Raw genomic sequence first — 19,548 nt, forward strand, 5'->3', positions numbered from 1 at the left:
GGTTCGGTGATGGGTGATTCCGCGAACCGACACGTGGTCGTCGTCGGCGGTGGTCTGGCCGGCCTGGCGGCGACGGTGTGGCTGGCCGAACTGGGCTACGCGGTGACGCTGCTGGAGAGCAACGGTTCGTTGGGTGGTCGCACCATTGGTCTGACGTCGGGCCACGGCGATGCCATCGAAAACGGCCAGCATGTCCTGGCCGGCTCGTACGACTGCATCTTCCGCTACCTGGAATCCATTGGCACCCGGCAGTTTTTGACGTTTCCCGACGAGTTCGGCGTACGTTACCCGGGCGGGCATGTCGAGACGTTCGGCCTGCGCCCGGCCCACGCGCGACGCATGCTGCTCGGCCGGGTCCGCGGGCTGGGCATCCCCACCCTGCTCAAGACAGCACCGGCGTGGGGCCGACTGGTTCGCGAGGTCATCCGGTTCGACGACGCCCTGGACGACATCACCGTCGAGGAGTGGTTCGACCGCCTCGGCTTCCCGGCCGCGGTACGGCGAACATGCTCAACTCCATGGTGATTGGGCTGTTGAACGAACAGCCGCAGCTGGCCTCCGCGCACGCGTTCGCGGCACTGCTGCGCACCGGCGCCGACCGCGTCCGTCGGGGTGGCAGCGCCGCAGCGCGCATCGGGTATCCGACGGTCGACCTGGAGACGTTGTATCTCGAGGGTGCGCGGCGGGTGATGGCCGAACGCGGTGTGGATGTGCGGCTGCGTACCCGGGCGGTGTCAGTCGCGGTCGCCGGCGGGCGTGCGTGCGGGGTGCAGGTGTCCGACGGTTCGACGATCGACGCCGACGCGGTGGTGCTCGCCGTGCCCTCCTGGAACCTGCGTTCGTTGCTGGACGAGGTGCCGGGTTCGGAGGATGCCCGACTGGCGGCCAAGCAACTCGAACCGATCCCGATCATGAACGCCTACGTGCTGCTCGACCGTCCGTTGGAAACCGTCGCTCCGTGGGAGTCGTTGCTCGACAGCGACATCGGCTGGGTCTTCGACCGGGACCGCATGCACGGTCCGCGCGAAGACGGCAACCACCTCTATGCGCTGACCACCTGTGCCGCCTACGACCTGATGCCGCTGAAGAACCGCGAGGTGGCTGACCGCCTGGTGGAGGCGCTCAAAGCCAGCTATCCGGCCGCCCGGGACGCCCGGGTGCTGGACGTGACCGTGGTGCCGTGGCCCAAGGCCACCTTCTCCTCACGGGTCGGGATGTCCACCATCCGCCCGGGAAACCGCACCGCGCTGCCCAACCTCGCGCTGGCGGGGGACTGGACGCACAACGACTGGCCGACCACCATGGAGGGTGCGGCTCAAAGTGCTGCTCGGGCAGTCGATCTCGTTCATTCAGCGCTCACGCCCGGGAGGTGAGCGGTGCCGGCCGTCGGCGATATGACAGGCTGAACCCCATGGCTCGACTGCAGGGACGACGGGTTGCCATCACCGGTGGCGCGCAGGGCATCGGACGGGCTATCGGTGAGGCGCTGATCGCCGCCGGCGCCCGGGTGGTGCTCGGCGATGTGCAGGAGGCCGCCGTGCAGGCAACCGCAACCGAACTCGGCAGCGCGGCAACGGGTTACCACCTCGACGTGATGGACGAGGCCGCGTTCGAGACGTTTCTGGATCGGGCGACCGAGCAGCTCGGCGGCCTCGACGTGTTGGTCAACAACGCGGGCATCATGCCGATCGGGCCGTTTCTGCAGGAGAGCCCCGGGGTCACCCGGCGAACCATCGAGATCGACGTCCTTGGTGTGCTGACCGGAACCCGGCTGGCGGGTACCCGCTTCGCGCAGCGCGGATCGGGCCACATCGTCAACATCGCGTCGGTGATGGGCACGCTGGCGTCGCCGAACGCGGCGACCTATTGTGCGGCCAAGTACGCGGTGGTCGGTTTCAGCGAGGCGCTGCGGCAGGAGTGGCGTGGCAGCGGGGTCAACATCTCGGCGATCTGCCCGGGCTTCGTGCGCACCGAGCTGATCGCGGGGATGGCCGCCCCGGGATTGCTGGAGCGGTTCCTGGTGGTCGACCCGGAGGACGTCGCGACGGCCGTGGTCGACGAACTTCGCAAGGGCGCGTCCCGAACGGTGTTCGTCCCCAAGCTGGTCGGTCTGGTCTCCCGCGGAACGGCCTCGATGCCCAGCGCCATCGTCGACACGGCCTTCCGGCTGTCCGGCGGCAACAAGGTCACCTCGGGGTTGGATCGCCAAAAACGGGCGGCCTACCAGGCAAAACTCGAAGGGCGACCGGAGAAGGAGCAGGAATGAGCCGTATCGAATTGACCGGACTGCGCGGCGTGCCGGAGACCGCGCTCAGTGCGGCGCTGGTGGCGACGTTGCCGGACAACGCGGCGCCGGCCCCCTGGGAGTGTCGCTGCTCGGCGTTGCTGTGGCTGGGACGCGGAGGGCGCGCCGCAGCGGCGGCTCTGCCGCCGGCCATCGCCGGCAGCCCGGCGCTGGCCACGGTGGGAGCCTTCGTCCGTTACACCGACACCCCCGTCGGCGCGTACGACGAGGTACTCGGCATGGTCGCCTCCCGCACCGGCCTGCGGCCGTGGGGCAACGTGGCCTTCATGTCGGTGGATTCGGAGTCCAGCCTGGTCGGGGGCCGCACCAACTGGGCGATGCCCAAGACGCTGGCCCGCTTCAAAGGCGAGCTGGCCGACGGCGAGCTCATCACCGGCGAGGGCAGCGACGAGGTGTCCTGGTCGGTCAGCGCCAAGCCGCGGGTGAAGGGTCCGGCGATACCTCTGAAGCTCAAGGCGTCGGCGCGCCAGCAGTTCGCCGACGGCCGGGTCGGTGACTCGGAGCTGATCTTCGCCGGCCGGGTACGGCCCGCGTTGGTGACGGTCGGCGTCTCCTCGGCCGGACCGCTACCGACCTGGCTGCGCCCCGGTCTGCATGCCGGCGTCTACATCCACGACGCCACCTTCACCCTCGGCGAGCCACGCTTCTAGTCGATTTCGCCGTACTCGTCGAACCAGTGCGCGAGTTTGCCGCGGCGGCTGACCGCGCGCAGCCGTGCTTCGGCGGCCGCCCTGGTCTTGCTGGTGGTGACGATCATCAGTTCGTCGCCGGCCGCGATCCGGGTATCGGGCTCCGGGACGAAGGTGTGGCCGTTGCGGATGATCAGTGTGATCACCGCCGGGTCGGGCAGGCGCAGCTCCAGGATGGTCACGTTGTGCAGCCGCGAGGGCCGCTGCACGGTCATGGTCAGCAGCTCGGCGTCCAGCATGTCCAGCGGGGCGGCCTCGACCTGGATTTCCCGGGTGGCCTCCCGCGAGATCAGACCCAGGATGCGGGCGATGGGGCGCAGGCTGGGACCCTGGATCAGGGTGAAGACCACGACCAGCACGAAGACAACGTTGAGTAGGCGCTGACTGCCCTGGACCCCGGCCACGATCGGGAACGTCGCCAGCACGATCGGCACGGCGCCGCGCAGCCCCGCCCAGGACAGGAAAACCTGGTCGCGCCACGGCACCCGGAACCAGACCAGCGACCCCACCACCGACAGCGGCCGCGCCACCAGCAGCAGCACCAGTCCGATGACGATCGCCGGCACCACGTCCACCGCCAGTTCACTGGGGTCCACCAGCAACCCGAGCAGCACGAACAGCCCGATCTGCGCTAGCCAGCCCACGCCTTCGGCGAACGACCGGGTCGCCGAGCGGTGCGGCAGTCCCGAGTTCGCCAACACCACGGCGGCCAGGTAGGCGGCGATGAATCCGCTGGCGTGGGCGTCGCCGGCGGCGGCGAATGCGACCATGCCCAGTCCGAACGTCGCGATCGGATACAGGCCCGATGCGGGCAGCGCGATGCGGCGCAGCCCCAAGGCCCCCAGGTAGCCGACGACCACCCCGATCGCCGATCCGCCGAGCAGTTCGTAGACCAGGTGGCTCAGCGCGCCCTCCGGTTCGAACACGAAGGGCACCACGCTGAACATCAGCACCAGGATCACGCCGGGCGCGTCGTTGAATCCCGACTCGGCTTCGAGCAGCCCGGCAATGCGCCGCGGCAGCGGCAGCACTCGCAGTACGGAGAACACCGCCGCGGCGTCGGTGGAGGACACGATGGCGCCGAGCAGCAGCGCCAGTTGCCAGTCGATGTCCAGCAGCAGATGCGCGCCCACCGCGGTCACCAGCGTGCTGATCACCACGCCGAGGCTGGCCAGGGTGCCCGCCGGCGCCAGTACCTTGCGGATGTCGCTGAATCTGGTGGTCAGACCGCCTTCGACCAGGATCACTGCCAGCGCCGCAGTCCCCACGTTGCGGGCCAGCACCACGTTGTCGAACTCCAGCCCCAACCCGTCCTCGCCGATCGCGACACCGACCAGCAGGTAGAGCAGCAGGCTGGGGAAGCCCACGACGGTGGCCACCCGGGTGCCGACAATGCTGGCCAGCAGCACCAGGCCGCCAACCGACACCGTCAGGTACAGCTGTTCCAGAGTCATTCTTTCCCGTTCAACACGACCGGCGCTTACCGCGGTTGGTACGACGAGGATGCCGATTCCGGCGTCATGTCAGTAAATCAGTCCGAGGCCGTTCGTCGCTCACCTCGCCGCGGGACGTGCTCACCCTCACGCCATACGCAAAGATGATTGCGTGACGACACGGAAACTGCGGATCGGTATTGCCGGGGCGGGCAATGTCGGCCGTTCGGTCGCACAGGAGCTGCTCGACGCCGGCCAGAAGGTCTTGCTGATCGAACGCCAGCGGCGGGCCTTCGAGCCGCACAAGGTCCCGGATGCGGACTGGCTGAACGCCGACGCCTGTGAAATGGCCTCGCTGGAGGAGGCGGGGGTGCACCTGTGCGACGTGGTGATCGCCGCCACCGGCGACGACAAAGCCAACCTGGTGGTGGGCCTGCTGGCCAAGTCCGAGTTCGGCGTGCCCCGGGTGGTGGCGCGGATCAACGACGTTCGCAACGAATGGCTGTTCGGCCAGGCCTGGGGGATCGACGTCGCGGTCTCGACGCCGGGCGCCATGGTCGCCGGCATCGAGGGTGCCATCGACGTCGGACACCTGGTGCGGCTGATGGGACTGCGGGAAGGCCGGACCGCCCTGACGAAGCTGACGTTGCCTGACGACAACCCCACCGTGGGCCAGCGGGTCGAGGAGCTGGACCTGCCGCACAACACCGCCCTGGTCACCGTGGTCCGCGGCGATCAGGTCATCGCACCCGGTCCTGACGACGTGCTGGAGGGGGGCGACGAATTGTTGTTCATCGCCGACAACGCCCGGGAACGTGCCCTGTGGGCCGCCGTCAACAGGATCAAGCCGTCACCGCGGATGCCGATGCGTCACGACGCCTGGTGAGGACCCCCGATGTCCGTTGCCGCGCTGCGTGAGATGTTCGAGCGCATGGTCGTCGCCAAGAACGCCGACCTGGTCGAGCGCTACTATCACCCCGACTTCGTGATGTGCTCGGACGGGATGACCCAGGGTTACGCCGAGTTCCACGAAAGCCACCGGCAGCTCTACCAGACCGCCATCAGCTACGCGGTCGAGTATGACGAGCAAGCCTGGGTGGAAGCGCCCGACCGGGTCGCCGGCCGGGTGTGGATCACCACGTCGCGTCCGGGCGAGCGGCCGACCCGCATCGAGGTGGTGCTGATCGCGGCCTATCTCGACGGGCGCATCCACCGGGTCTGGGAGACCACCTGGCCGAGCTGGCGTGGCGTCGCCGCGCTGGAAGGGTACTGAGCGTCCGTGGATACCGAGCGCGCCGTCGTGCGCCGGTTGCTCGACGACGTCGGCCTGGCCGCCATCATCGACGTCCACACCCATTTCATGCCGAAGCGGGTGCTCGACAAAGTGTGGGCGTACTTCGACGGAGTCGGCCCGTTGACCGGCCGGCCGTGGCCGGTCGCCTATCGCCTCGACGAGCAAGCGCGGGTGGCGACGTTGCGGGACTTCGGGGTAGCGGCGTTCTCCTCGCTGGTGTACCCGCACAAGCCGGACATGGCCGCGTGGCTCAACGCCTGGTCGGCCCAATTCGCCGCCGTCACACCGGATTGCCTGCACACCGCGACTTTCTACCCCGAACCCACCGCCGCCGAGTACGTGACACGCGCGATCGGTGACGGAGCGCGGGTGTTCAAGGCCCATGTGCAGGTCGGTGACTATGCGCCGACCGATCCGCTGTTGGCGCCGGTCTGGGCGGCGTTGGAGCAAGCGGGGATCCCGACGGTGATCCACGCCGGATCCGGCCCGGCGCCAGGCACTTTCACCGGTCCGGGCCCGGTGGCCGAGGTGTTGGAGCGCCACCCGTCGTTGCGGTTGATCATCGCCCACCTGGGCATGCCCGAATATCGGGAGTTCCTTGACCTTGCCCAGCGGTTCTCCGGGGTCTATCTCGACACGACGATGGTGTTCACCGACTTCACCGAGCAGCTGCACCCGTTTCCGCGCCGGGAGCTGCCACGGCTGGAGGAACTGGGCGACAAGGTGCTCTTCGGTAGCGATTTTCCCAACATCCCCTACCCGTACCACCACTCCATCGAGTCGATCACCAGGCTGGGTCTGGGTGACCAGTGGTGCCGAAAAGTGCTGCACGACAATGCGTTCGAACTTTTCAGCTGAGTGTTCAGCCCAGCCGGCGCAGCAATTCGGTGGCCGCCCGGCGCCCGCTTTGCAGCGCCCCGTGCACCGTGCCGGGGTTGTCCACCCCGATCGCCTCACCGGCCAGGTAGATCCGGTCGCTGACCGGCTCCTGCAGTCGGCGGCGGTCATCGGGCCCGGACCCGGGTGCGTGGTAGGAGTATGAACCCAGGGCGTAGGGATCACGCGTCCAGCCTGAGCAGCGGACCTCGGTCACGTCGGCGCCGAACAGCCGGCGTCCGATGGGCATCGCTCCGGCCAGCAACTCGGTGGGGGAGGCGGACTCCACCCGGCGGCCGCGCTCACCTGGGTTGAAGGCCAACACCACCGGGCCGGCGCTGGCCGGCAGCGTGAACCACTGTGCCCACATCCCCTGCTCGGAACCCAGATACTGAAAGAAGGCGTTCTCCTGATCCCAATTGCGTTGTGAGAAAAGGAAATAGCTCTTGGACAAGACGCCGAATCCCAAGGCGCTCACCGCGTGGGCGTGTCCGTCGGGCAGGGGCGGCTCGAAGGTGATGCTCCCGGCTTTCAGGACGCCGAGCGGAACGGTGACGATGGCGGCCGGCCCCTCGAACGTCTGGCCGGCGGCATGTATCGTCACCGAATTACCCTGTCGGGTAACAGATTTCACTGGCGACCGCAAGGTGATGTGGAGTCCGTCGGCCAGTTGCCGGGGCAGGGCGTCGTAGCCGGTGGTGATCACCGACTGCGGACCGCGTGTGTAACTGCCCAGGTCGAACGTCGCCGCCGAGAGCTGGTCGGCGTCGGCGGCGTACTCGTCTTCGATGTCGGTGGTGACGTAGTACGCCAACTCGGCGCGCTCGACGTTGGAGAGTCCGTGGGCCGCAGTGCTGATCGCGGCGCCCAGGCTGCCCCCGTCGGCGTCGTCGCGGGCGTCGGAGACCAGCGTGCGCCAGGTCGTCGCGTCGTACGTCAACGGCAGCAATCGGGGATCGATGGTCAGCTTCGAAGCGTGGTCGTAGTCGGTCGGCACGACGTGCGCGTGGGCCTGCTGGGCCAGTTCAACCAACGGGTTGTTGGTGGTCCCGTGGATCCACGAAGCCCCCATTTCCAGCGGCACACTCCAGTCGCGAATGGTGCTGACCCGCCCGCCGATCCGGTTACGGGCTTCGATGACCCGGACCGGCCAGCCGGCGTCTTGCAGGGTGCGCGCCGCGGCCAGGCCGGCCATCCCGGCGCCGACGACCAGCACTGACTTGGAGTCGGGGGAAGTCGGGTGCCGATGCGGCGCGCAACCCGCCGCTACCAGCGCCGTCGCCGCCACGAACTCCCGCCGGGACATCCGGGACACGACTGTGAGGGTCTCACGCCGTTACCCGATTGTGTTCTGCGAATGTGACAGAGCGCACATTACGGTCAGGTAAACTCGCCAGGACCGGAGGGCGGCAACGGTGCCGCTGCCAAGGGGGGAGCTGCGATGAGTGCTCGAAGGAACACCCAGTCCGTAGCTGATGCGATGCCGCCGGGCCGTCCCCTGACGGTCCGCGCGGCAGACGGAACCCGGTTGCACGCTGAGGTGTTCGGGCCCGAGGACGGCTATCCGATCGTGCTGACGCACGGATTCGTGTGTGCCATCCGCGCCTGGACTTACCAGATCGCCGACCTGGCGGGCGAATACCGTGTGATCGCCTTCGACCACCGCGGTCACGGCCGCAGCGGCGTGCCCCGCCGCGGCGGGTACAGCCTCAAACACCTGGCGTCCGACCTCGACTGCGTGCTGGAAGCAACCCTGGCTCCGCACGAGCGTGCGTTGATCGCCGGGCACTCGATGGGTGGTATGACCATTCAGGCGTGGTCGCAGCGGTACCGACACAAGGTCACCCGGCGTGCCGACGCCGTCGCGCTGATCAATACGGCCAGCGGTGATCTGTTGTCCAAGATCAGGTTGCTGTCGGTGCCTGCGGGTCTCTCACCTGCCCGGGTAATCGCCGGCCGGACGCTGATCAACGCCATCGGCGGCTTGCCGCTGCCGAATGCGGTCCGGATTCCCAGCCAATACATGGTCGCGATGATGGCCACCGGCGCCGACGCCGACCCCGGGATCGTCAAGCTGGTCTACGAACTGTTCGCCCAGACCACGCCCGCCGGTCGCGGTGGCTGCGCGCGAATGCTCATGCACGAGATGGGTTCTCGCCACCTCAGCCTGGACGGCCTGACGGTGCCGACGCTGGTCGTCGGCAGCAAGCGGGACCGGTTGACGCCGATCAGCCAGTCCCGGTTGCTCGCGGCCACCGCCCCGAATGTCGTCGGTCTCGTGGAACTGCCCGGCGGTCACTGCTCGATGCTCGAACAGCCCGACGAGTTGAACCGGCAGTTGCGCGGACTCGCCGAATCGGTGCGGGCGCGGCACGATCGAATTCGACTGATCAGCTCATAACAGCGCGGCGACCGCTGCGGCGGCCCGCTGGCCGGAGCTGACAGCGCCGTCGAAGTATCCGGTCCATGCGTCGGCGGTCTCGGTACCGGCCCAGTGAATGGGGCCGACCGGTTCCCGCAGCAACCGGCCGTACTTCGTCCACGACCCCGGCGGCACCGCGGCGGTAGGACCGCCTGGCGCGAATTCTTCTGTGCCCCAACGGTAGTCGGCATAATCCAGCGGCTTGAGCGCTTCGTCGCCGTAGAGCGAGGCGAAGCAGCGCAGGGTGTCGCGGCGGCGCTGGTCGGTGGTCAGGGAGTCGAAGGCGCGGGCGTCGACGAAACCCATCAGAATGCCCGGTCCGTCTTCGTGCGGGCTGACGTCGAATGTGATGAACACCGGACCCGTGTCGAGCAGCGCTGAGCCGGAGAAACCCTGCGCCCGCCAGAATGGCGTCTCATACGCTGCATAAGCCTTGCTCAGGCGGCCCTGCGGCCAGTGCTGGGCGAGTTCGGCGTAGTCGGGCGGCAGCGGCGGGGTGAATTCGATGTGGTTGCGGTGCGCCGGCGGGATCGCCACGATGACGAAACCGGCCTCGGCCTGGCCCTGATCGGAGGTGACGGTGACCCCCGACCCGTGTCGTTCGATGCGCCGGACGGGTGCGTCCAGGACGACGCGCGAGCCCAATTCGGCCGCTGCGAATTCCGCGACCTGCTGGGTGCCGCCGGGAAACCGGTCCTGCTGCGCACCGTTCTCGGTGTCGAGCAGCCGGTTCAGTCCGCCGGCGGCCCGCACGTACCGGGTGGCGTGCAGCATCGAGACGTCGTCGGGTTCGCACCCCCAGGTCACCCGGGACATGATCGCCATCAGGTCGCGCGAAGATTCGGTGGCGTGCACCATGCGCAACCATTGGCCCAGGGACACGCTGTCCAGTTGGCGTGCCCGCTTGGCCTCCCACGGCCGGGAAACCGGGACGGTACGGGAAAGTCTCCCGAACTGCCATTGCAGGCGGCCGATGTCGAGCAGGCCGAGCAACGACAGTCGCGGGATGGTGCCGCTGTAGGCGCGCGCTGCGCCGCGCCAGTGGATGACGTTCTTGCCTTCGTGGAAGGTCGGGATGGTCGGCAGCCCGAGTTCGGCGACCAATCCCAGCACCGCGTCCTGGGTGGGGCCGACGAACGAGCCGCCCATATCGACGGGCAGACCCGCGACGTTGCCGGTGAAGGAGCGGCCCCCGACACGGTCTCTGCCTTCGAATACCAGCACATCGTGGCCCTGCTGGGTCAGGTCACGGGCAGCAGCCAGTCCGGCAAAGCCGGCGCCCACCACCACAACGTCGACATTCCACGGTGGGTTTGTCACGTTGTCCAGTGAACCGCACGCTAGGGGGCAACCGTCAACCAGTCGGCGAATCCCGACGGGTCATGGCGTCCGAGCGCGCCGTGCTCGTAGAGGCCCCACCCTTCCACCGGATCTCCGTCACCGTCGCGGCACACCGCGCGCCCGACGTGGTCGATGACACCGAAACCGGACCGGGCGATGATGGCGGGGTCGGTCATGTCGTAGGTCAGTCGCTCGACGAACTTCTCGCCTTTCCACGTCCCGTGCAGCCAGTCCGAGTCGCCCCCGTAGCCGCCGCCGACGTGGATCGGGACCGGGAGTTTGGACTCCACGTCGACGTGGACCGGGGTGCCGTCCGGGGCGGTCGCGTCGATGGACGCGCCAGTCGGGATCCGGGTGCCGGAGCGGTAGTAAATTTTCACCCGCGGCCAGCCCAGCTGCTCGACCCGCCCGTCGCGCCATACCCGGGTGCAGTCGTTGAGCGAACGGAACCCGTTGGGCTCCTCCTGGATGATCAGCACGATCGCGAAGTCCTCGAACGCGATCGGAACGTAGAGCCACCACATGCCTTCGAACGGCGGGTCGGCCGGGCGCCCCGCCGGTTCGGCCTCGCCGATCGGCCGGATACCCCAGGACCGGTCTCGGCTGCCGATCCACACCGAGGGGTCGACGGTGATCTCGTCGCCGTCGATCGACAGCTGTCCGCTCCAACTGCCCAGCTGGGCGAAGCGCTGTGCGTTGAGCGTGACGCGGTTACCCGTCCGCAGAATGTGCGGCTGCTCCTGTACGACGTCGAATAGGCCTTCCCAGGTGAGATCGGCTGCGACGCCTTCGGTTTCGTCGAGCACGATCCGGATCTTGCGCAGCGGTTCGACGACCTCTACCCGGTAGCCGTTGACATGCTGATGCAGCCTGTCCTGGTCGATGGCGTCGGACACGTGCACCGCCGTCTGGATGTCGCCGCGCCGGATGAGCAGGAACGCGTCTTTGACACCGAGGTTGGGGTAGTAGCCGATGCCGGTGATCACGAAGATGTCACCGGTCCGGTCGTGGGCGTTGAAGTAGGAGCGATCGTAGAAGTTGCGGTCCGAGGAGCCCGGCCAGGCGATCGGCTGGGGAATCTGGTGTACCGGGTACTCGTCGAGCGGGCCGAGCATCAGTTGTCCTCTCCGATAAGGCGTTTCATCAATCCGGCGTGGTAGAACAGCGATTCGACATCATCGGGCCTTTCGGCCTCGCCGAAGTGAATGCGCCGGGCTCCGGTGCGCATGAAGACACAGGCCCACATGATGCCGGAATACACGTAGAACCAGTGCAGGTCGTCGAGGTGTACGCCGGTGAGCCGACCATAGGTGTCGCGGACGTCTTCCTCGCGCATCACCTGCGGTAGTCCCGGCAGCGTGGCCAGGCCGGCGAGTTCCTCGAAAACCTTGTGCGCGAAGATCATCCAGGCGACATCCAGTTCCCGCGGGCCCAGCGTCACCATCTCCCAGTCCAGCACCGCCACCGGAGTGAAGTCCCGGTACAAGACGTTGCCCACCCGGGCGTCGCCCCACAGCAAGACCGGCTCACGCGTGTCGGCCTGTTCCGGCCAATTGTCTTGCAGCCATTCGAAACTGCGCTCCACCAAGGGCGAGCGGCCGATATCGGGGACAGCGAACTCATACCAGGACCTGACCCAGCTGAAATGTTTGCGCAGAGCGGTATCGCCGGTGAGACCCTCCGTCAGGAAGCCAAACGTCTTGTCCGCCTCCGGGATCGAGTGCAGCGTTGCCAGAATCCCGACCGACGCATCCTGCAGTTTGCGTTGCTGCTCGGCCGGCGCGTCAGCGAACCAGTTGCCGCCGAACGTGTAAGGCATGACGTCGGGCGGCACCTCGCCCTCGACGTAGTCCATCAGGAAGAAGGGTGCTCCCAACACCTCCCCGGTGTTCTCGATCCAGCGCATCCGCGGAACCGGGACGTCGGTCAGTTCGCCGACTTTGCGGATCACGTCGAATTGGTGGTCGAGGCGATAGGTCGGAAACACCGGGACGTCTTGGTTGGTGGGTGCGACCCGGGCCACCAGCTTCTGCTCTTGGTCCGCCCATCGCGCGGTCAAGATGATGGTCTCCGAGGACATGCCGGTGGAGTCGACGCCGCTCTCCACGGTGATGTCCGGTGCCACCGGCAACACGGTCGACAGCCACTGCGAGATCAGTTGCGGGACGGTGGTGGTGTCGCGGCTCGAGCGTTGCATGCGGCCGACATCTTCGACCGCCGGTTCATTGGCCACGAGGCTTCCTTCGCGAGATAATTACGATACGGTAGGTAGCGTTATGAAAGCAGACCTGCCATCCCTTGACAAGGCCTCGGGCGCCGGGCGGCCGCGCGATCCGCGCATCGACTCGGCCATCTTGTCGGCGACCTCGGAACTGCTTGTGCAGATCGGGTATTCGAATCTGAGCCTGGCCGCGGTCGCCGAACGGGCGGGAACCACTAAGTCGGCACTGTACCGAAGGTGGTCGAGCAAGGCCGAGCTGGTTCACGAGGCTGCCTTTCCGGTTGCGCCGACTGCCCTGGAAACGCCGGCGGGGGACTTCGCCGCCGACATTCGGATGATGTTCGAAGCCACGCGCGACATCTTCACCACACCCGTGGTGCGCGCTGCGCTGCCCGGGCTCATGGCGGACATGACCGCGGACCCGGAACTCAACGCACGGGTGATGGCCCGGTTCGCCGGCCTTTTCGAGGCGGTCCGGGTGCGACTGCGCGAGGCCATCGAACGCGGCGAAGCCCATCCCGACGTCGATCCGGGCCGACTCATCGAGTTGATAGGGGGAGCCACCATGCTGAGGGTGCTGCTGTATCCGGAGTTGGACGACGCCTGGGTCGACCAGACCACCGCCATCGTCGTGCACGGGGTCAACCGGTGACCGCGATCGTCACGGGTGCCAGTCGCGGGCTGGGACGGGCAATCGCGCTGGCGCTGGCCGCCGACGGCGCCCCGGTGGCCGTCGTCGGGCGCACCGAGGCGGTTTGGGACGAGCGGCTGCCCGGCACCATCGGCGAGACGGTGGCCGAGATCGAATCGGCCGGGGGCCGAGCGGTGGCGGTGCGGGCCGATCTGACCGACCGTGACGACATCGGCCGGGTGGTCGCCGAGGCGCGGGACGCCCTGGGGCCCATCACGACCCTGATCAATAACGCCGCCTTCACCGCTCCCGGCCGGCCGGGAGCGCAGCGTCGCGCCAAAGCGGCCAACACAGCGCCCAAGCCCGATTGGCCGGGCTTCGTCAGCGTTCCGCTGGCTGCCTATCGCCGGCACTTCGAGATCTCGATCTTCGCCGCATACGAACTCATGCAACTGGTCTGCCCGGACATGATCGAGGCTGGCGGCGGATCGATCGTCAACATCACCTCGATCGCCTCGCGGCTGCCCGGCGACGGACCCTACGCCGACCGCGGCGCCGGGGTGCTGCCGGGATACGGCGGCTCCAAAGCCGCCCTCGAACACCTGACCCAGTGCGCGGCGTTCGACCTGGCCGACTACCACATTGCGGTCAACGCCCTGGCGCCGTCCAAGCCGATCATGACGCCGGGGCTGTCTTATTACGCGCGCGGTTTCGACGACGTGAGTTCCGCCGAGGAATTCGCCCAGGCCGCTGTGCAACTGACGCACGTCGACCCCGGCGAGGTCACCGGCCGCACCATCGGTCACCACCAGGTGCTCGATGGCAGCTTCACACCGTTCACAGTCTGAATCCACGTCAAGCGGCATGTCGGTCGATCAGCGTGATCTTGACAGCTGCTTCAATTTCGCTGAGCTCGATTCGTGGGCGGCCGACCGGCGGCGGGGCGGTGGATTGGTAGCGGGCACCGGTGGGGTGGTGTAAGTGGCGGTGTGGGTACCGGTGTCGGTGCTGGTTTCGACGCTCCAGCCGGGTGCTTCCTTGGCGTAGTTGCAGTGTTCGCAGGTACCCAGGCCGTTATGCGCGGTGGTGGGTCCGCCGCAGTGATGGGGTTGGGCGTGGTCGCGGTGGCGGATGGGGGCGTCGCAGTAGGGGGTGCGGCAGGTTTGGTCGCGTAGCCCGATGAAGTGGGCCAGCCCGCGGGGGAAGGTGCGGGAGCGGGACTCCATGGCGAGCAGGGCACCGGTTTTGGGGTGGGTGTAGAGGCGGCGCAAGGTGGCCCGCGAGCGGGCGTCGGCCAGGGCGCTGCCGATCAGATTGCGGGCAACCGCGGCGGGGATGGGTCCGTAGCCGTCGAGTACGGCTGGTTCGTTGCCGTCGCCGAGCAGTGTCTCGTCGGAGATGACCACATTGACGTCGACAGGGGCAGGTACGTCGGCGGGGGTGCCGGTGATGCGTTCGATCAGGGTGTCGGCCATGACTTGGCCGCGGGAGCGGCCGTCGAACGTGGTGTCGGCGGCGCGGCGCAGCGCAGCGTAGACGCCGACACCTTTGGCCACCGGAAGCAGGGCGCTGACCCAGGTCATGGTGTCGGGAGCGGGCCGGATGGTCACGGTGCGTTCATGCTCGGCTTTCGCGGCGCGCTCGACGACGGCATGCGGGTCGAGACGGTAGGCGATGGCCTTGGCCGCTGCGGTCACCCGTTGATCACCCATCCCGTGCAGTGCCGTGACATCTGCACACAGTTCGCGGTCCAGCGTTTGGCGGTCCTGAAGGTCCAGGCAGGCTGATTCGCGCACGATCAGGGTGGCGCGCCACTCGGACAACGCACCGGATTCCAGTGCGGCCAGGGTGTGCGGCATTTCGTGGACCAGGGCGTTGGCGAAGCCGAGGTGGCGGCCGCCGCGGGCGGGGGAATCGTGCCGGGCCAGGGCGATCTCGCTGGCCAGTCCGCGTCCCTGTTTGCGGGCGGGTACTCCGGTGGCGGCTTCGGCGCTGCACCGCACCACAGCCAGGGCGGCGGTGGCGCGGGCCTGTTCGGCGGCTGCGACGCTCTTGGCGTGTTCGCAGGCGGTGATCCGGGCGATCAGTTCAGCTTCCATGGCCCGTCGAGCAGCGGGAATATCGTGTGACTCGAACATATGTACGACTATACCCCGTATTGCTGGCCGGTGCTCTGGCACGGTCGCGAGTTGTGGAGCACCACCGTTCTGGACCGCGGCACGCCGCCACGGCTAGCCTTCGGCTATGGGGCGAGTCGACAAGCCCACCGCACGCGTTGTCCTGATGATCGCCCTGCTGATCGTGGTCGCCGCGGCTTTGCGCGGTTACCTACCCGCTCATCACGGTTCCAGCGTGCGGGAATCGGGCGGCAGTCCGGCGGCACTGATGTTCCTGACCGCGGCGCTCGCGGGCACGCTCGTGCTGGTGGCGTTTTCGATCGTCGCCCGGCTACGCGACCCGCGTGCCGCAGCGCCCAGTGCCGGTGAGTTGTCCCAATTGCTTGGCCGTGGCAGTGCTCGACCTAGTTGGCGCGTCGTCCTGATCGGACTGGGGGTGATCGTCGCGTGGCTGTTGACCGCAATCCTGCTCTCCCGGCTGTTCGTCCCACCTGATCTGGGACTCGATGCGGCGCAACAGAACTCGACCACAACGCCGTCAACCGGTTCGGGCACCGGACAGCCACCGAAACAACCGCCGCAGCACAAAGACTCCACCGACACGCTCGGAATCCTGCTCGCGAGTGCGCCTGTGCTGCTGATGTTGTTCATCGGCGGTGCCATCGCGTCGCGACGTCGACGACCCACGCCGACCACGAAAACCACCCGCGATGGTGACAGCGATGCGCCGCCACCCCAGACCGCGTCCGAAACGCTGGTGCGCGCAGCCGAAGTCGGTCTCGCCGAAATGACCGACCTCAGCCGCGAACCCCGCGAGGCGATCATCGCGTGCTACGCAGCGATGGAACGTGAGCTGGCCAACGTCCCCGGCGCGGTCCCCCAGGATTTCGACACGCCGACCGAAGTGCTGGCCCGCGCCGTCGAACACCATGCGCTGCATGCCGAAAACGCCGTCCAGCTGGTCAATTTGTTCGAGGAAGCGCGGTTCAGCCCCCACGTGATGAACGAGGTCCACCGGGAGACCGCGGTTCGTGTGCTCGAACTCGTCCTCGAAGAAATCACACCGCGGTCAGGTGCGCGACCATGAAAAAGCTTATCTTGCTTGGCATTTTGCTCATCCTCGGCACCGAGGCCCTGGCACTGATCCTGCAGGACCGGCGGTTCGTGCTCGCCGCGGCCGGGGTGGGTCTGGCTTTGGTGCTGCTCAATGTTCGCCGTGTCCTGGGACACCCGAACGAATCGGTCGCCGAACCGGACTCCGACGATCCCGGCGAAGGATTGCGCCGTTGGCTGGCCACGACCGAGACCACGATCCGATGGTCGGAATCGACCCGCGCGGACTGGGATCGTCACTTGCGCCCGATGTTGGCGCGGCGCTACCAGATGGCCACCGGCCAACGGCAGGCGAAGGATCCGGCGGCTTACAACGCGACCGGCCAGATGCTGTTCGGAGCTCAGCTATGGGAATGGGTTAATCCAAATAACGTCGGGAATACCGATAGCCACCGGCAATCGGGTCCCGGACGGGCGGCGCTGGAAGAGATTCTGCGAAAGTTGGAACAGGTATGACGATGCCGGCCGAGAAGACCACCGCCAATTGTGAAGCAGTACTAGATGAAATCGAACGCGTCGTGGTCGGGAAGCGTTCGGCTCTGACGCTGATCTTGACCGCCGTCCTCGCGGGCGGCCATGTGCTGATCGAAGACCTGCCCGGTCTCGGCAAGACTCTGATCGCACGTTCGTTCGCCTCGGCACTGGGACTGGAATTCACCCGGGTGCAATTCACTCCGGACCTGCTGCCGGCCGATCTGCTCGGTTCGACGATCTATGACATGCAGTCCGGCCGTTTCGATTTCCGGCGCGGACCGATCTTCACCAACCTCCTGCTCGCCGACGAGATCAACCGCACGCCGCCCAAGACGCAGGCCGCCCTGCTCGAGGCGATGGCCGAGGGTCAGGTCAGCATCGACGGTCAAACCCACCGCCTGCCAACGCCGTTCATCGTCCTGGCTACCGACAATCCGATCGAGTACGAAGGCACCTATCCGCTGCCGGAGGCACAACTGGACCGGTTCGCGATCCGCCTGGAACTGCGCTATCTGTCCGAGCAGGACGAGGCGGCGATGCTGCGCCGACGGCTGGACCGTGGCTCGGCCCAACCGACGGTGAACCAGGTTGTCGACGCGCACGATCTGCTGACGATGCGCGAATCGGTCGAGCAGGTCACGGTGCACGAGGATGTCCTGCACTATGTGGTGTCGCTGGCCACCGCCACCCGACATCATCCGCAGGTTGCGGTCGGGGCCAGTCCGCGTGCGGAACTCGACCTCGTTCAACTCGCGCGCGCCCGGGCGCTGTTGCTCGGCCGCGACTTCGTGATTCCCGAGGACGTGAAGGCGCTTGCCACAGCCGCTGTCGCACACCGTATTACGGTGCGACCCGAGATGTGGGTGCGCAAGATCCAGGGTGCTGACGTGGTCGGGGAATTGTTGCGACGCCTGCCTGTGCCGCGGGCTAACGGCGGATCGGCGTGATCCAGACTCGGGAAGTCGAGTTGCGCTGGCGCGCATCGCCATTGACGCTGGCAATCGCCACCTGTGCGGGCGTCGCGCTGGTCGCTGCGGTCATCAGTGGACGCTGGCAGCTCATCGCCTTCGCCGCGCCGCTGCTCGGGGTCTTGTGCTCGCTGGGTTGGCAACACCCAGTCCCGACCGTGCAGGTGCATGGTGAGCCAGATGCCCAGCGATGTTTCGAGCTCGAAGAGGCACGGATAAAGGTCTGGACAACAACGGATTCCGTGGAGGCGACGGTCGAGCTGGCGGTATCCGCGCTTCCCGGCATGGAACTCGAGGTTGCGGATGCCGGTGAGGGAAAAGCGGTGACCGCGGTGGCGCAACGTTGGGGCCGCTATCCGATCACGGCCCGCGTCGACGTCCTCGCCCGCGGCGGTCTGGTGCAGGGCACCGGGACCGCCGATGTATCCAACGTCATCGTATTCCCTTTGACGCCACCACAGTCCACGTCCATTCCGCAGACCGAGTTGCTCGACCGGTTGGGTGCCCACCTGACCCGGCACATCGGCCCGGGTGTCGAATATGCCGATATTCGGCCCTACGTCCCCGGCGACCAACTGCGCGCGGTGAACTGGGCGGTGAGCGCGCGGCGGGGACGATTGCACGTCACGCAACGGCTGACCGACCGCGCGGCCGACGTGGTGGTGCTGATCGACACGTACCGTCAGCCCGCGGGTCCGGCGACCGCCGCGACCGAACGCGTAGTGCGGGGCGCCGCGCAGGTGGTACAAACCGCGTTGCGCAACGGAGATCGCGCCGGCATCGTCGCGCTGGGCGGCAACCGGCCGCGCTGGCTGGGCGCCGACATCGGCCAACGTCAGTTCTACCGGGTGCTCGACACCGTGCTGGGTGCCGGCGAGCAGTTCGACAATGCCACCGGCACGCTGGCACCCCGTGCCGCGGTACCGGCGGGTGCGATCGTCTTTGCGTTCTCCACCCTGCTCGACACCGAATTCGCCCTGGCACTGATCGACTTGCGCAGGCGCGGCCATGTGGTGGTAGCTGTCGACGTCCTCGACAACTCCCCATTCGAAGGCGAGCATGATCCGCTGATCATCCGTATGTGGACGTTGCAACGGTCTGCCATGTACCGCGACATGGCGACGGTGGGCGTGGATGTGCTGTCCTGGCCGGGGGATCGCTCACTGGAACATTCGCTGGGTGGACTGCCGGACCGCCGGCGTCGGGTCCGGGGACAGGGCAGGCGTTGAGATGCCGACAGTTCTTGGGCTGCTGATGGTTGGACTGGCCGCCATCGACACGCACGGGCCTGCGTTGGCATTTCCGGCGATCGCGGTGCTGGCGGTGGGAGCGGGACTCGTCATACGCGCCGCGGCAACGGTTGCCGTGTTGTCGGCGGTCGCGGCGATCGTCGTCGCGGATAGCTCACCGGTACTTGCTGCGCTGTCCGGGCTCTGCGCGGTGGGCTACCTGACGAGCCGACACCTCGCTCAATCCTGGACGACGGTTGTTGGTGCTGTGGGGTTTACCTTCGTCGGGTTGGTTGCGACGTCGTTCCCGCTGCAGGTGCCGTGGCTGCCGCTGTTGGCCCCGTTCGCGGTGGTGGCCATTTATGTACTGGCCACCCGGCCCTTTCTGAATTGATCGGAGCGCGTGTTCCGTTCAGGCGAGTCGCTATTGCATGA

At 67.4% G+C, this 19,548-nt stretch carries 20 protein-coding genes and 1 pseudogene; 15 read left to right on the forward strand and 6 right to left on the reverse strand.

Going from position 1 to position 19,548, the window contains the following annotated elements:
• Positions 1 to 9: 9 nt before the first annotated feature.
• From AC5Y5Z_RS21775 to AC5Y5Z_RS21790, 4 genes are read left to right on the forward strand one after another with little or no spacing between them, the layout of a single operon-like run.
• Positions 10 to 525, forward strand: a complete 516-nt coding sequence (locus AC5Y5Z_RS21775) for an FAD-dependent oxidoreductase (RefSeq protein ID WP_499927469.1) — start codon at positions 10 to 12, stop codon at positions 523 to 525.
• Positions 519 to 1,373: a hydroxysqualene dehydroxylase gene (locus AC5Y5Z_RS21780; protein WP_499927471.1), complete on the forward strand. Its 855-nt coding sequence runs from the start codon at positions 519 to 521 to the stop codon at positions 1,371 to 1,373. The genes AC5Y5Z_RS21775 and AC5Y5Z_RS21780 overlap by 7 nt, the downstream gene beginning before the upstream one ends.
• A gap of 38 nt (positions 1,374 to 1,411) precedes the next feature.
• Positions 1,412 to 2,266, forward strand: a complete 855-nt coding sequence (locus tag AC5Y5Z_RS21785; protein WP_463827528.1) for an SDR family oxidoreductase — start codon at positions 1,412 to 1,414, stop codon at positions 2,264 to 2,266.
• Positions 2,263 to 2,955 (forward strand): acetoacetate decarboxylase family protein, encoded by a 693-nt coding sequence (locus AC5Y5Z_RS21790; RefSeq protein WP_499927474.1) that lies wholly within the window; start codon positions 2,263 to 2,265, stop codon positions 2,953 to 2,955. The genes AC5Y5Z_RS21785 and AC5Y5Z_RS21790 overlap by 4 nt, the downstream gene beginning before the upstream one ends.
• Here AC5Y5Z_RS21790 and AC5Y5Z_RS21795 read toward each other — a convergent pair.
• Positions 2,952 to 4,448: a potassium/proton antiporter gene (locus tag AC5Y5Z_RS21795; RefSeq protein ID WP_463827530.1), complete on the reverse strand. Its 1,497-nt coding sequence runs from the start codon at positions 4,446 to 4,448 to the stop codon at positions 2,952 to 2,954. The two genes, AC5Y5Z_RS21790 and AC5Y5Z_RS21795, sit on opposite strands and share 4 nt — an antisense overlap.
• A gap of 166 nt (positions 4,449 to 4,614) precedes the next feature.
• Here AC5Y5Z_RS21795 and AC5Y5Z_RS21800 point away from each other — a divergent pair, with 166 nt between their 5' ends.
• Genes AC5Y5Z_RS21800 through AC5Y5Z_RS21810 form a run of 3 tightly spaced genes read left to right on the forward strand, consistent with a single transcriptional unit; the run spans position 4,615 to position 6,579 of the window.
• Positions 4,615 to 5,313: a potassium channel family protein gene (locus AC5Y5Z_RS21800; RefSeq protein WP_463827776.1), complete on the forward strand. Its 699-nt coding sequence runs from the start codon at positions 4,615 to 4,617 to the stop codon at positions 5,311 to 5,313.
• Positions 5,314 to 5,322: 9 nt separating this feature from the next.
• The gene (locus AC5Y5Z_RS21805) at positions 5,323 to 5,700 is read left to right on the forward strand and encodes a nuclear transport factor 2 family protein (RefSeq protein WP_463827531.1); all 378 of its coding nucleotides are present in this window, start codon (positions 5,323 to 5,325) and stop codon (positions 5,698 to 5,700) included.
• A 6-nt stretch (positions 5,701 to 5,706) separates the two neighbouring features.
• Entirely contained in the window at positions 5,707 to 6,579 is an 873-nt protein-coding gene (locus tag AC5Y5Z_RS21810) for an amidohydrolase family protein (RefSeq protein ID WP_499927476.1), read from the forward strand.
• Positions 6,580 to 6,583: 4 nt separating this feature from the next.
• Here the strand turns inward: AC5Y5Z_RS21810 and AC5Y5Z_RS21815 are convergent, their stop codons facing one another.
• The gene (locus AC5Y5Z_RS21815) at positions 6,584 to 7,903 is read right to left on the reverse strand and encodes a flavin monoamine oxidase family protein (RefSeq protein WP_499927508.1); all 1,320 of its coding nucleotides are present in this window, start codon (positions 7,901 to 7,903) and stop codon (positions 6,584 to 6,586) included.
• 135 nt (positions 7,904 to 8,038) lie between these two features.
• Between AC5Y5Z_RS21815 and AC5Y5Z_RS21820 the strand changes: the two genes are divergently transcribed.
• Positions 8,039 to 8,998, forward strand: a complete 960-nt coding sequence (locus AC5Y5Z_RS21820) for an alpha/beta fold hydrolase (RefSeq protein ID WP_463827533.1) — start codon at positions 8,039 to 8,041, stop codon at positions 8,996 to 8,998.
• Here AC5Y5Z_RS21820 and AC5Y5Z_RS21825 read toward each other — a convergent pair.
• From AC5Y5Z_RS21825 to AC5Y5Z_RS21835, 3 genes are read right to left on the reverse strand one after another with little or no spacing between them, the layout of a single operon-like run.
• Complete coding sequence (locus tag AC5Y5Z_RS21825) at positions 8,993 to 10,339, reverse strand: flavin monoamine oxidase family protein (protein ID WP_463827534.1); 1,347 nt, start codon at positions 10,337 to 10,339, stop codon at positions 8,993 to 8,995. The two genes, AC5Y5Z_RS21820 and AC5Y5Z_RS21825, sit on opposite strands and share 6 nt — an antisense overlap.
• A 20-nt stretch (positions 10,340 to 10,359) precedes the next feature.
• Positions 10,360 to 11,475 (reverse strand): Rv3169 family protein, encoded by a 1,116-nt coding sequence (locus AC5Y5Z_RS21830; protein WP_499927479.1) that lies wholly within the window; start codon positions 11,473 to 11,475, stop codon positions 10,360 to 10,362.
• Positions 11,475 to 12,593, reverse strand: a complete 1,119-nt coding sequence (locus tag AC5Y5Z_RS21835; RefSeq protein WP_463827536.1) for a phosphotransferase family protein — start codon at positions 12,591 to 12,593, stop codon at positions 11,475 to 11,477. Before AC5Y5Z_RS21835 ends, AC5Y5Z_RS21830 begins: the two co-directional genes overlap by 1 nt.
• Positions 12,594 to 12,636: 43 nt before the next feature.
• Between AC5Y5Z_RS21835 and AC5Y5Z_RS21840 the strand changes: the two genes are divergently transcribed.
• Positions 12,637 to 13,233 (forward strand): TetR/AcrR family transcriptional regulator, encoded by a 597-nt coding sequence (locus AC5Y5Z_RS21840; RefSeq protein ID WP_463827537.1) that lies wholly within the window; start codon positions 12,637 to 12,639, stop codon positions 13,231 to 13,233.
• On the forward strand, positions 13,230 to 14,060 hold the full coding sequence (locus tag AC5Y5Z_RS21845) for an SDR family NAD(P)-dependent oxidoreductase (protein WP_463827538.1): 831 nt from the start codon (positions 13,230 to 13,232) through the stop codon (positions 14,058 to 14,060). The genes AC5Y5Z_RS21840 and AC5Y5Z_RS21845 overlap by 4 nt, the downstream gene beginning before the upstream one ends.
• Positions 14,061 to 14,067: 7 nt before the next feature.
• Here the strand turns inward: AC5Y5Z_RS21845 and AC5Y5Z_RS21850 are convergent.
• Positions 14,068 to 15,350, reverse strand: a pseudogene (locus tag AC5Y5Z_RS21850) (HNH endonuclease).
• 106 nt (positions 15,351 to 15,456) lie between these two features.
• On the opposite strand from AC5Y5Z_RS21850, the gene AC5Y5Z_RS21855 reads away from it, so the two are divergent.
• The 5 genes from AC5Y5Z_RS21855 to AC5Y5Z_RS21875 are packed head-to-tail and all read left to right on the forward strand — an operon-like array spanning position 15,457 to position 19,507.
• Positions 15,457 to 16,416: a DUF4129 domain-containing protein gene (locus AC5Y5Z_RS21855; protein WP_463827540.1), complete on the forward strand. Its 960-nt coding sequence runs from the start codon at positions 15,457 to 15,459 to the stop codon at positions 16,414 to 16,416.
• Positions 16,413 to 16,898, forward strand: a complete 486-nt coding sequence (locus AC5Y5Z_RS21860) for a hypothetical protein (protein ID WP_499927482.1) — start codon at positions 16,413 to 16,415, stop codon at positions 16,896 to 16,898. The genes AC5Y5Z_RS21855 and AC5Y5Z_RS21860 overlap by 4 nt, the downstream gene beginning before the upstream one ends.
• Positions 16,895 to 17,863: an AAA family ATPase gene (locus AC5Y5Z_RS21865; protein WP_499927484.1), complete on the forward strand. Its 969-nt coding sequence runs from the start codon at positions 16,895 to 16,897 to the stop codon at positions 17,861 to 17,863. Before AC5Y5Z_RS21860 ends, AC5Y5Z_RS21865 begins: the two co-directional genes overlap by 4 nt.
• Positions 17,860 to 19,113 carry a DUF58 domain-containing protein gene (locus AC5Y5Z_RS21870; protein ID WP_499927486.1) on the forward strand — a complete coding sequence of 418 codons (1,254 nt, stop codon included), beginning with the start codon at positions 17,860 to 17,862 and terminating at the stop codon, positions 19,111 to 19,113. Before AC5Y5Z_RS21865 ends, AC5Y5Z_RS21870 begins: the two co-directional genes overlap by 4 nt.
• Before the next feature lies 1 nt (position 19,114).
• Positions 19,115 to 19,507 carry a hypothetical protein gene (locus AC5Y5Z_RS21875; RefSeq protein ID WP_463827544.1) on the forward strand — a complete coding sequence of 131 codons (393 nt, stop codon included), beginning with the start codon at positions 19,115 to 19,117 and terminating at the stop codon, positions 19,505 to 19,507.
• Positions 19,508 to 19,548 lie beyond the last annotated feature (41 nt).

Source organism: Mycobacterium sp. NGS29, assembly GCF_059812965.1.